This is a genomic window from Tahibacter amnicola (genome assembly GCF_025398735.1).
GTDB classification, from domain to species: Bacteria; Pseudomonadota; Gammaproteobacteria; order Xanthomonadales; family Rhodanobacteraceae; genus Tahibacter; species Tahibacter amnicola.
The window spans coordinates 5,162,734-5,181,331 of sequence record NZ_CP104694.1 but is presented as its reverse complement, the minus strand read 5'-3'; the positions used below and the strand labels follow the sequence as shown (position 1 = coordinate 5,181,331).

The following is an 18,598-nucleotide window of genomic DNA, read 5'->3' as shown; positions in this document are numbered from 1 at the left end:
CGAACCGGACCTGCTGGGCTACCTGCTTTATCGGGACGGCGACCTCGTCACCGTCGACGGGGCCGTTCCTGCGGATTTGCGTGCGGTTGCGATCCCGACGGCTGCATTCCTGGATCGGGATCTCGGTGACGGCCAGCACGCGTATGTCGTGCTCGCCATCGACAAGGCCGGCAATATCTCCGCACCGTCGGCGCCCGCCGAGCTGGACATGGGTAACGATGGTCCGCCGGACCTGGTGATCGAAGAGCCCGTCGCGGATACCGAATTTGAGCACTCCATCCGTGTGCTGGCGACCAGCACCGATCGCGACATATCCGAAGTCCGCTTCTATTGGCGAAAGCAGGGCGAAGCGGCATGGAATGAATTCGGCAGCACGCTGACTGAAACGCCGTACCGCACCACCTGGACGCCCGGCGCGATGGCCTTCGCCACCTACCAGCTGCGCGCGGTTGCGCGTGATACCGCCGGTGCGGTTGATCCAGCACCTCCCGTCGTCACGGTGCGCTACGTCGATCGCACGCCACCGGAAGCACCGCTCGCGCTCACCGCACGGGCTGATGGCGGCACGGTCAATCTGCAATGGCAGGCATCGCCCGCTGCCGATGTCGTGGGCTATCACGTGTATCGCCTGGATGACGGCTGGCAGCGCGTCACCGTCTCGCCGGTCACGGATGTGCGCATGACGCAAAGCGGTCTGGATGATCGCGTATACCTGTATCGCGTTGTTGCGGTCGATGGTGCGGACAATGAATCCGCGCCGTCGAACAACGCCTCTGCGGCGGTGTTCAGCCTGCATATCGAGCAGCCCTATACGCCGACGGTGGCGACGACCACGGATCTGGCGGGCGTCAGCGGTCGACCGGGAAGTGTTGCTGTCACGCGACAGGATGCCGGTGGCAGCATCGATCTGCCGGCGTTTGCAACGACGTCTGACCGTGCCATAACACTCGCTGCGCAGCCGCTGGTTGCCGGCCCGGTGAGATGGACGTTTACGGTGACGGACGCCGAGGGCCATCGCAGCCGCCCGTTCACCGTGCGCGTGGACAAGGTCACCGCGCCGTCGGCGCCGACGGGTCTTGCCGCGACCGTAGCGGGTCACAGCGTCACGACGAGCTGGAATCCCAATGTCGAGCCCAACATCCTTGGCTATCGCCTGTTCCGTCGCGGCCAGCCGCTGCCGCCGGATCAGACGCTCGCCGCGCCCGATAGCGTGGATTCGCCGGCGGGCGACGACGCTGCGGCGGCCGTCGATGGCGATACAGCCACAGCATGGCGTGTCGTACAGGAGTTCGCGTCGACACCGCAATTTGACGATCCTGCGATCGAGCTGACGTGGTCCGCGCCGCACCTGGTGACCGCGCTGTCGCTGGACTGGCTAAGCGACGCTACGGGGGCGGGTAACGTCGACGTGTTCGCGCGTGTCGTCGAAGGGGGCATGTGGGTACCTGTGGCAAGATCCCGCGGTACGGAACCCGTCGGATTGATCTCACTGGACCAGCCTTACCGGACAGATGCGCTACGCATTCAGATCCACGGAGCCGCGCGTTTCGGCACGCAGACATTTGAGCTGGCTGACATTGCCGTGTCGGAGCGTCCGCTGATCGCGCACAGCCCGTTTGTCGATACGTTGATTGATGGTCACTACGAATTGACCGCTACCGCGGTGAACGACTACGGCTTTGAAAGCCCGCATTCGGCCCCGGCTTCGGTGGACGTCGGTGACGCCGTTGCACCCGAGCCGGTCGTACTGGCGGGTAGTCTCACCGGGACCACCGCGACACTGACCTGGACGGCGAGCCCGTCGCCGGATACTGCGCGATACGTTCTGCTCCGCAATGGTCAGCCCATTGCCGATATCGACGCCGCATCGGAACGGCGCCACTTCGATGGCGGACTGCGGCTCGGATCGCACGCCTACCAGGTGATCGCCTACGACGCATTCGACAACGCCAGCCTGCCGTCCAACACCGTCACACTGACGGTAGAAGGCATCGGCCCCGGTGTGCCGACGAACGTCACCGTGTCCGCGCCGGCGGCGGGCGCGTCACTGCACGTCAGCTGGCAACCGGGCGAGGGCGCGCCATCGGTGCGCTACCGCGTGCGCCGGTCGCTGAATGTGGGTGGTCCCTTCGTGCAGGTGGGCGAAGTCACCTCGACCCACTACCTGGATAACGGGCTCACGAATGGCGTGACCTACTTCTACACCCTGGAAGCGCTGGACGCTGCGGGCAATGCCAGTGGGCAGAGCGCGCCGGTCAGCGGTGTTCCGCGCGACCGCCAGGCGCCTGATGCGCCGCTGCTCACATGGCCCGCAACCCCACACCATCCGGCGACCCTGCCGGACGCTTCCGTCACCGCGTGTGGCATGGCGGAAGCCGGCAGCACCATCCAGCGTGTGCCGGGCGGTGCCTCACCGCTGACCACAACGGCTGCGGCGTCCATGAGCGTGAGGCGTCTGACTGACATCACCTTTGGCGCAGAGGCTGCCGTTGCCCCCGACGGTGTAACGCTCGCCCTTGCCGACGCAAGCCGAACGCTGCTGTTGAATGTCGACACGGGGCAAGCGGACGTCGGCGCTGGCGCAGGTCAGCACCTGCGCTGGAACGAGCGTTCACGCGTGCTGTACTACATCGATCCGTCCAGCCAGCAGCTGATGCGGGAAGAGCCCGGCAAGGCACCCTCACTGTTGATGCCCGAGATGACTGGCGTCACCGCGTTCGCCGTCAGCGCCGACGAAGGCGTGCGACTGGCACTGGGTACCAACACCTCGACCTTCGGTGCGAATCGTCACGGTGCATGGCTTTACCTCGGTGCGACAGGCCAACCGCGCCTGGTTGAGGGCGTCAATCCGGACGAGCTATCGCCATCGGCGCCGCTATTCTCGGCGGACGCGCGATTTGCGCTCATGGCGCGCACCGATGGCGCGTTGGTGCTGGTGAATGTGGGCCTTGCCCGCGTGGCACGTCTGGTGCCGGCTCAAGGCATGGGAGGCGCCGCGTGGCTGCCTGACGGGCGCGCCTTCGTCTATGCGCACCACGATTCCGACACGACCACGGCACTTCGCCACCACGTGGCGGAGAGCGGCGCTGATTCGCTCGTTACCGCCTTCCCGACCTGGGAGGGGACGCTGGCGATGTCGCCGGATGGTGCAACCGTTGCCCTCGTCGGACCGGATGGCCTGCGATGGGCGTCGTTGACGCGTCAGCAGGTGGCTTCCTCCGAATTTGCCGGAGGCATCCAGATGCTTGGCTGGAGCGCAGCAGGCCGGTTGCTGCTGCGCGATCGCAACGACGTGCTGGTCGTTACGCCACCTGGTCAGTTCTGTCTGCCGGGTGTGGCGCTGGTGGTCGGCACCAACACCGTGACCCTTACCGCAACTGATGCGTCGGGCAATGCCAGCGCACCCTCCGCGCCTGTCGCGATTGTGCGCACGGCAGGAAGCTTCGCTGATTTGAGTGTAGCGGCCCCTGATATCGTCTTCGTGCCGTCAGCGGTGCGCCCGGGCGAGAACGCCACGGTCATCGTGTCTGTCCGCAATGGGGGTGTCAGTGATGCGCCCGCCAGCACGCTGCAGGTGGCCCTGTTCGCGCCGGACGGCGCACCGGCCGTCAGGACACTCACTGTGCCCGTGCCGGCCATTGCTGCCGGTAATCGACAGTCCGTCAGCACGAATCTGGGCAGTCTCGACCAGAACGGGCTCTATCGTGTTCGAGTGACTGCCGACAGCGAGCGCGTGGTTACGGAAAGCGACGAGGCCAACAACGTTGCTGAAAATCAGATTGCATCGTCGACCGACGGCGCGCCGCTGCTGGCGGTCACTGCATCCCGCACGGTGTTTGCCCCCAACGCGGCCGTCACGGGCGAGGTCACGGTGATCAATGTCTCTGGTCGGTTCGACGGCTATGCGCGCACCGACATCATCGCCGCGAACGGAGACAGCGTTGCCAGTCTCGGTGATTCCCCGCTCAACGCACTCGGTGCGGGCGCACGCTGGGTGTCCGCTGTGAACTGGAATGCGACCGGCGTGTTTGCCGGTGACTACCGCATCCGCGCGCGGCTGTACGCATCCGACGGCCGTCTCGTTGCCGAGCGCACCGCCGCGTTTTCGATTGAAGCGGTGCGTCACCTGCAGATGGCAGTGAGCGCCGACGAGCCCAACCTCACGGTAGGACAGACGGCCCGTATCAGCGGCGATGTCACCTTCAGTGACGGCAATGCGCCGCTGAGCGGTGCCACCTTGCGACTGTCCGTGCAAGCGCCGGATGGTGTCGAGGTGTGGGCCAGTCCGCGTCCGCTGGGTACGGTATTGCCGGGCTATTCCCTGCGCATCGATGAGGGCTGGAACACGCAGGGCCAGCCTGCAGGCATCTACGCCATTCGCCTGGTGCTGGAGGCTCCCGGTTATCGGCAGAGCACCGAAAGCAGCGTGACGCTGAGCGTACCGACCGCGGCTGCGCTGCTGGTCGGGCAACTGCGGATGACGCCAACAGCTACCGTTGCGATCGGCCAGGATGCCGCGCTGACCTTCATGGTCGGCAACCGCGGCATGGCAGCGGCCAACGCGACGCAGGCCCGCGTCCGTGTGTACGAGACACTGGACCAGCCTGCCGTCGTCGAGCACGCCGTGACCATGGACCTGGGCGTCGGCGCGACGCAATGGGGCATGGTTTCCCTGTCGGCCACGCCGTTGAACCTGACCCAGCACCTGATGGTGCTGGAAGCGCGGCTGTCGGGTGATCCCGCCGGGCAATGGCGCGTGCTGGCACGACAAGGCTTCGCGGTCGTTGACGCAATGCCGCCATCCATTACCGTGGCACAGCCGCTTCCGAACAGCCTCAATCCCGCGAACGTCACGATCAGAGCCCGGATCGTCGATGAGCATTCGGGCATCGAGATGACGGCGTATTCGATGGACGATGGTCCGTGGCTGCCGCTCAGCGCGGGTGCGTCGGGCGATTACGTGCAGACCGTGACCGACCTGTCCGACGGCACGCACCGCCTTGTGCTGATGGCCCGCGATACCTGGGGCAACGATCGCTATTCTGCGGGAACCTTGTTCACGGTCGATGCGCACCCGCCACAGATCCAGGTCAACGGCATCGCTGAGGGCGATCTCGTCAACCACGCCGTGTCACCGTCTGTCATCGTGACAGATACCCATCTCGAATCGTCCGATATCCGCCTGGATGGTTCGCCCTACGTCTCCGGCACGCCGGTGGACGGCGAGGGCGCGCACATCCTCTCGGTGCTCGCGAAAGACAGGGCAGTGAACAGCAGCCAGCGCAGCGTGCATTTCGCGATCGACCGCACGGCACCGCCGGTTTCCATCCTGCAGCCGCAGAACGGCGCCACGCTTTCCATGAGCGCGGTGGATGTGCGCATCGCGTCCGAAAGTGGCGCGATGGTCGCGCTGCAGGTGGGCACCTTCACGGCATCCGCGGTTGCTGCGGCCGATGGCCAGGCACTTTTCGCCAACGTGCCGCTGGTGGAAGGTAGCAACGCCGTCGTCGCCACGGCGCGCGATGCGGCTGGAAACCTCGGCGGGCCGTCGACCGTGACGGTGCGCTACGAGAACGCCAGTGGTCCCGGCTTGACCGGCACCTTGCAGCCCTCCGCGGCGTCGGTGGCTCATGGTGCTGCCCTGGGCGTGACCTGGCGCGTACAAAACACCGGTACGTCGGCGTTGTCCGCGCAGGAACTGCGCATTCGCGTACTGTCGGGCGCCACGTTGCTTGCCGAGCAGGCGTTCGTTCGCGATATCGCCATCGGGTCGGCGCTCAGCGAGGCGCTCAGTGTCGAAACCGCGGCGTGGCCCATCGGCGGCCTCAGCCTGATCTTCGAGGCGAAGCGCAACGGCGAATGGTCTGTGCTGGATACGCAGCCGGTCTCGCTGGTCGACCTCACGGCGCCTCTTGTGACCGTGACAGCTCCCGCCAGCGGCGCGGTGACACGGCCGCCGGTGACACTGCGCGGGCAAGCCTCCGACGCGCACAGCACGCCCGTGACCGTCGAAGCCATCCTGGAAGGCACCGGCGCCATCGCAATGACGCCGGGCGGAAGTGACCTGTTCCAGAGCGTGCCGCTCAGCCTCGCCGATGGCGAGCACGTGCTGCGGCTCCGTGCGAAAGACGCCGCAGACAACACGGCAGAATCGCAGCCGGTCACCTTTGTCGTGGATTCGGTACCGCCGACGATCCGTGTGACCGGCGTACGCGACGGCGATCTCGTCAACCAGCCTGTCACGGCGCTGGTCACCGTGGAAGATCCGCACCCGGGTTCGACGACCATCACGCTGAACGACCAGCCCTACGTGTCGGCAACGGCCATTACCAGCAGCGGCAGCTACACGCTGCGCGTCCACGCCGTGGACGCCGCCGGGAACGAAGCCGACTACAGTGCCACGTTCACGATCGATCGCGACGCACCCACGGTCACGATCACGCAGCCGTTGCCCAATGCCCTGCTGACGACCGCGTCCACGGAAGTGGTGGGATCGACCGAACCGCTCGCGACGGTGCGTATACGCGTCGCGGACTTCCAGGCCGAGGTCACGGCCGGCAGTGACGGCGCGTTCCGCGTCGGCGCCGTGCCGCTGCAGTCGGGTGCCAACGTGATTCGTGCCCAGGCGACCGACCGGGCGCAGAACACTGGTCCGGAAGTGTCGGTATCGGTGATCTACGTGCCTTCGATGGGGCAGCAGCTGTCGGCCTGGTTCGTGACCTTGCCGCCGACGACGATGCGTCCTCACGCGCTGGTGGTCGACTACATCGTACGCAACCTGGGGCCCGATGCGCTGGTGCAGATTCCGATTCGCGTCGCACTGATTCCCGAAGGGACCGACCAGCCCGTCGCGACAGACAGCTTCCACCTGGACTTCCCACCCAATGGCGAAGTGCCGCGGCGGAGCAACTACGCGACACCCACCGCCACGCCGGGACGCTACGAAGTGGAAATCTTCGCCCTGCTGCGCGATGCGGACGGCATCCAGCAGTGGGTGAGCCTGGTCAAGGGGCCGACGTCCATCGTCACCACCTGCGGTTGGCCGCCGGACCGGTTGTTCTGGAGCGACTTCGAGTTCGACCGGATCTTCTGCGACAACTTTGAACCGTGGATCGAACCGGGATCAACACCGCATGCGATGCCGAAAATCCGTTACGAGGGTGAGTTGCTGCACATGATCGCCGCGCAAAACCACGGCCTTGCCGTCGGGCCGGTCGTCCAGACGGGAGCCCGGCCATGATCGCGCGCACCGTGTTGAAATCGACGCGTCTCCGGCTGGCGCACACGTGGCGCCGGGCCTTCATCGCGGCGGCATTGTCGCTATCCGTCGTCGCCCTGGCTCAAACCGACGAACCGGCCGTCGATGCGGCAGAGTCTCCCATCGTTCGTGCCTTGCTCAATGGCGAGGATGCCCGCGCCCTGATCGCCCAGGCGAAAGCGCAGGCAACGCCAGGCGGTGATCGACCGGACACCGCCGAACGCACGGCCGTGGGCGAATATGCGTCGGCGCTGTCGCAGCTTCGCCAGCGCATCGACGCTGCACGTCGCGGCGGTTCGCCGAACGAGGCCGGCAAGCGCCATGCATCCCTCGGCGATGCCATCGGGCAGGTAAGAGCAACGGGCCTGCTCGTGCAGGCCCGCATGGACGCGCTGGCGCACGACGTGTCGTCACGCCGGTTGCCGGCGGTCGCCACGGAGCGGTTGCGCGAACGCAGCGCAGCCATCCATGCCTACGTCCAGCGGCTCGACCAGGCCGTAGCGACGCTGTCGACGCAGTTGTCCGCGTCGCGCGCCCTGCCGGACGCCGTGTTCGCCGAAGTCGAAGCACTGCTGGCATCCGATCACCGCGACGCGCCGATCTACGGCGCGCAGCTGCCGACGCACCGGCCGCGACTGGCGCCGCGCGAACCCGCGCTGACGCCCGTCATCCGCCCCAGCTACGCCAACGCCGACGAGGAAATCACGCCGACAGCAGACGACCTGGCATCGACCAGCGATACGCCACTGGGCAAGGAAATCCTGGCGAAAGCGGCATCCCTGGACTACGACTACACCCGCATCCACGACTTCGTGCGCGGCCAGATCCGCACCGAGTGGTATGCCGGTGCGCGCAAGGGGGCCGTCGGAACGCTCACCAGTGGCGCCGGCAACGACGTCGACCAGGCCAGCCTGCTGATTGCACTGCTGCGTGCCAGCAGCGCGCCGGCGCGCTACGTGAAGGGTGTGCTGGAATGGCCCGTCGAAGACCTCGCCGCGTCCCTCGGGGTGCGTGAAGACAAGGTCGGGCAGGCGCTGACAGCGGCCGGCATCGCCAATTCGCCCGTCTACAACGCGCGCATCACCGGCTACCGCATCGAGCAGGTCTACGTATCGGCCTATGTGCCGTATTCGGCCTATCGCGGTACGACGGTCGACATGTCAGGAAAGACATGGATTCCCCTGGCGCCGGCACTCAAGCCGACCCGTTTCACACGCGCCAGAATGGCGCTGGCAGCAGCGCAGATTGATGTACGCGGTTTCATGGATGCCTATCTGCAGCAGTCGCGGACGCGTTCGCCCTTCGACACGCTGCGACAGCAGGTATCGGATTTCCTCGCGGTGCAGACGCCGCCACGTGTCTACGACGAACAGCTGGCGCAGCAGGCGGTGGATGCGCCGCCGCTGGAGCTGCTGCCAGCCAGCTTGCCCGCGCTGACGGTCGCCGCAACCGGCGAATTCGCGACGCTACCTGATGCGTTGCGGCAGCGTGTCCGCATCGTGCTGCGCGCGGGCGAGACGGCGGATTCCCCCATCGTGCTGGATACGACGCAGCCGGTTGCCGACCTGGTTCACCGTCGCGTCTCGATCACCTACCAGCCGGCGAGCATCGACGACGGCCGCATTACCGACAGCTACGGTGGCATGGCGTCAACGCCGCCGGCGCTCTACCAGGTGCGTCCGGCACTGATGATCCAGGGAAGCAGCCGTGCGCTGGGCAGCGGCGCGCTGGATGTGGGCCAGTCCCACCGCATCGACATCACCGTATCCGGGCCTGCGGGTACAACGGAGATGTCGCAGGTGCTGACGGCGGGAGGGCTGGCCAGCCTTGCCCTGAACGTCGGACGCGAGAACTACGACTTTGAGGCCACCAACGCCTTTGTTGCGGGTGACAGCGAATTCCCCGCTGCACGCATCCTGGGAAGTGCCGGCAAGGAATATCTGTCGACGTGGACGAAGGCCGACAACGACCTGGCACGCCTCATCGGCGTGGGCGTTGTACGGCCGTTTCCAACGGCGGCGTTGTTGATCAGCCAATACCGCGTCGATCGTGTGGCAGGTATCGTCGATCGCATGGAGTGGCGCGGCGTCGCGCTCGATGCCGCGCTGCATCCGGTCGAGCCCTTCGCGCACATCAATTCGGCGACGGCGGAATCCGACTGGATGGCGTTGTCGGCGTTGCACGGCTCGTGGCTCGAACATCACCAGTTCGAGGACATGTGGCATGTCGACAGCATCTCCGCGGACAAGGGCCTTGTGCTCGCCCGCGCGGCCGGCCAGACCGTCGAAACGGTGACCGCGGCCACCGGTACGGCGATGCTCAATCACCCGCCGGCCGTCATCGCCGCGATCCAGGCCTGGCTGTCGCGCGGCTACGTGGTCGACGTGCCGCGCCAGCCCGTCACCTACAAGGCATGGACGGGCAGTGTCTGGCGCGTTCGCAGCCTGTCGACGGGCGAAGCGGGCTATTTCATCTCCGGTGGCCTGGCCGGTGGCGCGACGGCACTGCCGCCCGAGTTGTGGTTTGTCGAAGACCTGGCCTACCTGCTGGGCAATCCCTATAGTGGTGGCCCCAATCTGAACCACAACGCTGGTGCCGTACTGTCGATTTCGTCAGCGGCGCAGTCCCAGGAGGCCGAGGCGGGGCAGCCGCTCGCGCGTGACCTGACCGCCCTGGTGCTCGATATCGATGGCCGGCCGGTCAAGAATGCCGCGGTCACGTTCCGCGTCACTTCCGGTGGCGGCAAGCTCACCAACGCCGATGCGACCGATGTGGCAATGATCGTGGCCCGTACCGATGTCGCTGGTCGCGTCGCCGTCAAGTTGAAGGTGGGCGAGCGCATCAGCGACATCGGGCGCTATAAGCAGGAACCGGCCATGGCCTTTCCCCAGTGGCAGGGCTACAACGAAGTCGAGGTCTCGGCGGCCGCGCACGTCGGTACGCTCGTGTCGGGTGAACCCTACCGTGCGTACAGCAATCCAGCCGCCCCCGCTGCGGTGAAGTATGACGGTTCGACCACGCGTCGCCTTGCGCCGAGCCTCGGGTATCTGAACTTCCGCGCCCGTGTTGTCGACCGTTTCGACAATCCGATCTCCAATGTGCCGCTGTCGATCAGCGCGACCACGACGTTCACCAACTACTGCCTGACGGAAGACGGCCAGAAGATCGACGCCACGCTGTTCGCCAGCGAGACGCCGGAAGTATGCCCACCCGGTGTGCTGACGCTGACAGGCAATGCCTGCACCTTGCCCGCGATCACGATGCTGTCGCGTCCGGGGGGTGCCGCATTCAATGTGGTTCCGCCGAACGTGCTGGGCGCACGGGTGAACGTCGCCCTGGCGGCGGCGGGCGCAAGCAATTCGCTCTCGCTGGCCACCGCCGACGACGCGTTCGGTTGCAGTGACGGTGGCACTGTGGCCGTTGCCTGGAACTACCTGCCGTTCAACGGTTACAGCTTCCTGCTGGGCGATACGTCGACGATTCTCGATGCCGCGCGACCGGGCGAGCTCATTCCCGTTCCGGTACGCACCGACCTGTTCCGTCGCCGCATCGAAAACGGCGTGACGACCTGGAAGCCGCTGGTCAATGCCACCGTCCGCTTCAACCTGACCAATGGCAGCGGTGAAAACTTCCACGCAGTCGGCCCTGGTACCTACCTGTTCGATCTGCGCGCCGGTCCGCAGCCTGGGCCGATCTATGGCGATGTGACGTTCTCCAACGGTGAGGAAGCCCTTGAGCTTCCCGCGCGCGGCCGTGCCACCGGCCCCAATGGCGAAATCGTCCACGGCTGGTCGGTCGATCCGGCCGCACCGCAGGTCAATCCGAATCCCATCGCGCTGACGCCGTTCAATGCCAGCGATGCACCGCTCACCTTCACCGCCAACTTCCTGCCGGACGGTTACTACGCCTCGCCCATCCGCATCGAGCTGCTCAAGGACGGCGAGCCCCTTTCGGCTGCCGGTGCGCCGATCGGTGGTCGGCTGTTCGGCTATCGCACGCCACGTGGCCGGATCTTTGAACCCAACCATCGCTACTCCGTCCGTACCGTGCTCAACGACGGCACGCCGTTCCGGATGCAGTCCGCGGAAACCACGATCCGGTTCGGTCGCACTATCGTCGCCGGCTACGGCATGATCTCCGGCGAGGTGAACACCACGCCCGCTGCGCCGAAGGCGGCAAGCACGGCGGCGTCCGATCCCTTCGCGATCATTGCCCTGCTGCAGAACCGCTTCCCCAAAACCCTGGACATGAACCAGGACCTGGAAGTGTCGACCGGAACGGCCTGCGTGATCGGCGTGCGCTTCGGCTACGTGCTCTCCCAGCCGGCCAAGGTGTCGCTGTCGTTCGAACAGCTCGACGGTGCCGGCAACGCGAGTGGGCAAGTCGCCTGGCAGGCGTTGCAGGACGTCACGCTGGACGAAGGCCTGCACGATGTCCTGATCGATCCCGCGCGTCTTTCGCTCGGGGATTTCCGCTACACGCTGCGCGCCGAGACCGCCGGTGGCGATGTCGAGACCTACCACGGCATTGCCAGCAATCGCGCCAACACGCACGAACCGCTGCCGCTGGCTCATTCTTTCGTGAAGGGCGTGGATGTGCACTCGGGCGAGGCGGTCGTCACGGAAGCGGATATCGTGCTGCGCAGCCCCGGTGTCGGGCCGTCGCTGGTTCGCACCTACGCCAGCCACAGCGGCAACAAGCCGGGCTTCTTCGGCCGCGGCTGGAACGTGGAGATGGAAGGCCAGGTCATCACCAGCGAATGCGGCGAACGCATCGTGCTGGGGCAGGGCGGCCAGGGCCAGCGTTTTGCGCCGATGGGCAATGACACCTATCGCGCGCTGCACGGCTATCACGGCACCCTGAAGGGCTCCGGCGATGCCTATGATTTCTGGTCGAAGGATGGCACGCACTACCGCTACGACCAGGCCGATACGCGCGGTCCGCGCCTGACGAAAATCACCGACGCCAAGGGATATTCCGTCAGTTTCGAGTGGGAGATGAACCAAGGGCAGCCTCGTGTTCGCCGCATCACCGACGGCCAGCGCAGTATCTTCCTCAACTACGCCGTCAAGCGTGTCGACCGCCAGTTCGCGGGCATCACCATTGTTGATCTGTATACCGTGGTATCGAGCGCAACCGGCCCGGACGGACTGCGCGCTTCCTACGAGTACGACGACCTCGCCAACCTCAAGCGCGTGGTGCTCCAGGACGGCACCGGAAAGGGGCGCCGGGTCACCGGCTACGACTACCAGGATTTCGGCGGAACGCTGATCTCGACACCATCGGGCCAGGCCGGCTATTACGTCTTCGGCCAGCGATTGACCGGCGTGAGAGATGAGATCGCGGTCACGGAGCGCAAATACTTCTACGAGATGGGTTGGTCCGGCGTCTTCGCTGGCGCTACGGGCACGCAGATCCAGTACCTCCCGGCCCAGCGTGTCATCAAGATTGACGACAACACCAAGGTCACCGGGTTCAAGTACGAGGGTGTGCGCGGCCTGGAAGCCGTCAAGACCACCGTGACCGATCCGCGCAATGCGGAAACGCAGTACTTCATGAACGTGCGTGGCGCCGCGGAGCGCGTCGTCGATGCGGCCGGTACGACGCAGACCGAGTGGAACATGGAGCATCGCCAGCCGGCGATCGTCACCGATGCGTTGCAGACGACGACGGAATACCGCTACGACGATTTCGGCAACAAGACCAAGGAAACCATCAGCCACGCCAACGGCACGCTGGTCCGCGAATGGCGCTACTGGCCGCCGGAGCAATTTGGCGGCACCGTCAAAGACCGCGTCAGAGACTACGTGGACGCGCGTGCCCTGGTGACGAGCTACACCTACTCCAACCGCGGTGTGCGTCTGACGGTCGAGCGTGGAGGTATCACCGAGACCGAAGTCTACGGTGCGGGGCGCGAACCGGAGCGCCGCATCGATGGCAACGGCAAGGTGTGGCACCTGACCTACGACGACAACGGCTTTCCGCGCACGGTGCGCGATCCGAACGGCAACACGGCCGAAACCACGTTCGACGTTCGCGGGCGCAAGGTGAAGGAAGTCGACGGCAATGGCCACGCCACGTCGTGGACCTACGACGCGCGCGATCGCGTCCTGGTGACGACCTATCCCGCGATTACCGCTGGCGTGGCCACCGAGTCGACGACCTATCTGGATGCGCAACGCCAGCGTCGCGTGAAGAACACGCGCAACTACCTGACGATCTACGACGAAGACGCCTTCGGCCGGGTGCTGTTCGAACGCGTGATCGATGGCGAGCGGCGCTTCGAATACGACGACAACGGCAATATGACGCTGTCGACGGACTACGCCGGTCATGAGACGCATTACCTCTACGACGCGGTCAACCGTCTCACCGACAAGAACGAACCGGAAGGTCGCCACACCCACTACGAACATGACGCACTCGGTCATGTCACGCAGGAAACGGTGTCGGCGCCGGGCGAGGAACCGCGCACCACGGAGTACAAGTACGAGGATGCCAACTACGCCCGCACGCATGTGCGTCGCGCGCTGCAGACCCCCGGCGGCGTGCAGTGGCTGGAGACGGTCACCCGGTTCGATGGCAATGGCAATGCCGAACGGAGCGTAGACGCGCTGCAGCGCCAGACGGTGCGCATCTTCGATGCGCGGGATCGCCTGGAATCGGTGACAGAGCCGCTGGGCAAGGTCACGACGTATACCTACGACGGTGCCGATCGCAAGCGCACGGAGACGCGCAACAACATCGGTGGTTCCGGTGCGCAGAAGCGCGAGTGGATCTACGACGACGGCGGCCGCCTGACACAGACCATCGATGCGGAAGGGGGCCATCGCTTCCTGGGCTACGACGATGGCACCAACGTCACCTCGCGCATCGACGCGCGTGGCCACGTCACGACCTATGTCTACGACGCCCGCAACAACCTGACGGACACGATCGGCCCGGAAGCCGGCCAGAAGACGAGCTACGGCTACGACCTGGGCGGCCTGCGTACGTCGGAGAAATGGGCCAACGGGCGGGAGATCGTCCGCGAGTACGACGCGCGTGGCCGCCTGAAGGAGGCGCGCGATGCACAGGGCGTCCTGGAGACGTACACCTACTACGCGGACGGCATGGTGTGGACGCAGCAGGATGCGGATGGCCGCACCACGATCAACAGCTATGACGACCTGAACCGGCTGGAGAAACAGACCTTGCCGACGGCCGACGGGCTCGCCCGAATCCGCCAGTACACGTACACGCTGGGCGATGAGGTCGCCACCGATACGGACCCGCGTTCGTACGTCACGACCCACACCTACGACACGGTGGGCCGGCGCGTCGGCACGCGGTATCCGGCGGTGGATGGCGTTGTGGCCGAAACATCGACGGCGTACGACGCGGTCGGCAACGTGATCCACGAGACCAACGCCCGCGGCCAGACAACGGACTACTTCGTCAACGCCCTGAACCAGCGCTACGAGCAGCACGATCCACCGTTGCCCACCGGTGAGCGCCTGACCCAGATCTGGACCCACGACACGGAAGGCAATGTCCTGACCCACCAGGATCGCCGCGGGATCCTGAGTGTGACGCGCTACGACCGCGAGAATCGCGTGGTGGGCCGTGCACGCGACAACCGGATTCTCGAAACGCTGCTGCTCGACGAGGAAGGCAATGTCGAAGAGCACCGTGACGCGCTCAACCGGTTGACGACGTCGATCTACGACAAGGCCAATCGTCGTACCAGCGAGCAGCGTCCGCTGGGCGCCAGGCGTTCGTGGACCTACACGCCGATGAACGACGTGGAGACGGTCACGGACGCGGACTACCGCACCACGACCTCGACGTACACGAAGCGCCGGTTCCTGGAGACGGTGACGCTGGCGGGAGAAACCACGCGCTACACCTACGACGGCATGGGACATCGCCGCACGATGCAGCGTCCCAAGGGCGAGGCGTACACCTGGGAGTACCGCTACGACGATGCGGGACGCCTGCAGTACGTCATCGACCCGAACCGTGCGACGACGACGTTCAAGTACGACGCGTCGGACAACCGCACGAAGATCATCGACGCCCGCACCCACACGACGACCTTCGCCTACGACGCCCGCAACCGGCTGACGGGAAAGATCTACCCGGACAACGCCGCGTGGACGTGGAAGTACGACGGCGACAACAACAAGACGCAGACGATCACGCCGAACCAGCGCACGATGATCCACGTGCCCGATGCGCTCAATCGCCTGGTGGAAACGCAGTACGTCGACGCACCGGCCGGCGAGGTGAGCAAGACGGCCTACACCTACGACGGCAACGGCAATCCGCGGACTATCACCGAAACGACCGGCACGACGACCACGACGGAAACGCGCAAGTACGACCCGTTTGACCGACTCGAATACGTCGACACCAACGGCCGCCACCACGAGTACCGCTACGACGCCGTCGGCAACCGCACGCACCTGATCGACCACGAAGGCCAGGCAACGGTCTGGACCTTCGACGAGCTCAACCGCAACACGGCGATCGCGATCCCCGGCCAGGGAACGACCGGCCAGTCGCATACCCTGAGCGGCCTGCTCGACACGGTCACGCGCCCGGACGGCAGTACCAGCGTCACGAAGTACGACCCGGCCGGCCGTATCGAATCGGTCACGCACAGCAAGGCCAACGCCGCGATCGCCCGATACGGCTACCGCTACGACTTCAACGGCAACCGCATCGAGCAGAAGGAATCGAACGGCCACCTGACGATGGCCGACGAAGTCACGATCTACCGCTACGACGATGCCGACCGCCTCAAGGAGATCGAAGAGCAGGGCACCACACCGCGCCTGACGACCTACGAGCTCGACGAAGTCGGCAACCGGGTCAAGGAAGTGGTGAAGGTCAACAACGCGATCATCAGTGACTCCACCAATGTCTTCGACGACCGCGACCAGCTCACCAGCCGCACCGACCCGACAGCGGGCATCGCCGTCACCCAGAACTACGACGACAACGGCAACCTGAAATGGCAGGGCAGCGGAACTATCGCGCGCTCGTACCACTACGACGCGCGCGACCGGATGGTCGTCCTGGAGCAGACGGGTTCACCTGACCTGAGCTTCCGCTACGACAGCCAGGGCCTGCGCCAGGAGAAGAGCAACGGCACCCAGACCACGCGCTACCACTACGACCAGCAGAGCCTGCTGACCGAAACCAACGCGATCGGCAATCCGACGCGGCGGTATCACTACAGTGCGGAGCAGTTGCTGGGCGAAACCACGGTGGGGGCGCAGGAGACGCTGCGGTATTACCTGCTGGATGCCTTGAAGAGTCCGATTGCGCTGCTCACGAAGGAAGGGGCGGTCAGTGCGCGGACGTCGTGGGATGCCTTCGGTGAAATCCGAGGCCAACAAGGCACGAACGGGCAGGTGACGACGCCCAATCGCGAGGGTGCGCGGGCGGAGTTGATCAGTACGGACGAGCAGCCGGTCGGCTTTACCGGATACGTCAAAGACAGCGAGTCAGGGTTGTACTACGCCAAGGCGCGGTACATGGATCCGGCGACAGCGCGGTTCACCACGGAGGATCCTGAAGCGGGTAAGGATATGGAGCCGCCGTCGTTGCATCGGTATTTGTATGCCTATGCGAATCCGACGGTGTACACGGATCCGACGGGGCGTTGTCCGGGTTGCAGTTGGCGCATGTCGTACGCCAATGCCGAAAGCGACGAAGAACGCGAGCGTGTGCTTCGTAAGCTGGCGAATACCGACAAGACTGCAGGCCGCACTACTGGTGTTGCATTAGGCCTCACTGCACCAATACGTAGCGTGCGGAGCGTGTTGTCGGATTACGGCTCTGATGATCCGTCCGCGCAGGCGCGCATGGCAGCGCGCTGGCAGCAGCTGGAAGCGATGAATGACGAAGTTCGTCACGCCATGCTGGACGGTGGTGTGCCTGGCGTTGCGAAGTGGTACTTCAAGGGGCTGGGAACGCGCATCGGCGAAAGCGCAGCGAAGACGGTAATTGCCGGCGATAACGGCGACTACGTCGGAGAAGGTGAGGCAGGTACGGAACTGGCGGGGATTGTCGCCGAGGCTGCGGGAGTGGCTGCAAGCGCTGTCGCCGGCGTGCGTGGGTCGACAAGTGCGCTACGAGTTGCGGAAGGTGGTTCGGGTGCTCCGGTAGGAGTGCCATTGCGAAAGGTTGAGCCGCCGACGTGGGAGCAGCGCTTGGCGATGAACGCGGAAAATGATTTCCGCGGCGATGACCTGAGTGCTGGGCGATCAGCATCAACTCTTGGCCAAACGGTAGATACGACTGTGTACCGGTTCTATGATCCACACTACCCGCTCATGGCTAGCAATCCAAGGAACAAGTACAGGTTTTCGAACCCAGCTGCGCGCTCGACAGGCGGGGATGCGTACTTTGCGGGGCATGCAAGTGCTGCGTTTGGCGAAGTGCGCCAAAACACTCAAGGCAAGAACTTGTTCGCAGGGCGATTGGAAGGAGGTAACGTTCTTGATCTCACAAATCCGGATATTGCCAAAGCCTACGGCGTGGATATGAAGGAAATCGGGCGCCACGCGACTGGTCCGGACTACAAGGAGTATGGCTATCCTCAGTCTGTGGGTAACAGGGCGCTTAGTGACGGGTACTCCGCAATTCGCTACCCGAGTGTGCAAGCGCCCGGAAGCGCCAACATCGTCATCTTTGACGGTAAGCATCAGGATTTTGAAATGACTCCGATATTCGACGTGCCGGACTCCCAGCGATGAGCCATTACAAAAGGGTTCCTCTTGCAGTAGCGCGTGTTGAACGATACGAATTTCGTTGCAGGAACTGTCGAGCCCACAATCTTACGTACTTCCCGGCGTTGCACTCCGATACTGCGGGCGCGCGCTGTGGTAAATGTGATGCGTTGGTTTGGTTTGATTCTAGACGGTCGCCGGTATTGATGCAGGCGTACGACGCTGAGCGCGACGGTGACTACAAGGAGTGGTATAGGGAATCGACGATGAAGTTTTTGTCGTTGCTACCGAGCTGTCCTCAATGCCACACTGCTGCGTTTGACTCATTCCGAGCCTCAGGTGGGGCAGCGCCGGTGTTGTGTCACGCATGCCAAACTCCTAATGACGGGGAGTGGATGCATACAACTTCCAAATATCCGAATGACGAAGTCTGGTGGTTGGACGACGCCCCTTAGTCGGAGAGCCCCGAAAATGCGGGTGTCAAGTTACTACCGTGGCGCGTTACGCCAAGTGATCTGATCACGGAGTTGGGTGACAGAGATAGGTGGGGGTGGTGGAGCGCTTACAAGCGTCCGGGAAACCGGGGCACACTTATGCTAGCAAGCAAAGGTTAGACTCG

General features: G+C 64.8%; 2 protein-coding genes. Both read left to right on the top strand.

Translation table 11 applies throughout. The features are described 5' to 3' along the window. Positions 1 to 208 precede the first annotated feature (208 nt). Positions 209 to 7,240, top strand: a complete 7,032-nt coding sequence (locus N4264_RS25700) for a CARDB domain-containing protein (RefSeq protein WP_343232010.1) — start codon at positions 209 to 211, stop codon at positions 7,238 to 7,240. Next, complete coding sequence (locus N4264_RS20275) at positions 7,237 to 18,006, top strand: RHS repeat-associated core domain-containing protein (RefSeq protein ID WP_261694046.1); 10,770 nt, start codon at positions 7,237 to 7,239, stop codon at positions 18,004 to 18,006. Before N4264_RS25700 ends, N4264_RS20275 begins: the two co-directional genes overlap by 4 nt. The last annotated feature ends 592 nt before the right edge of the window (positions 18,007 to 18,598 follow it).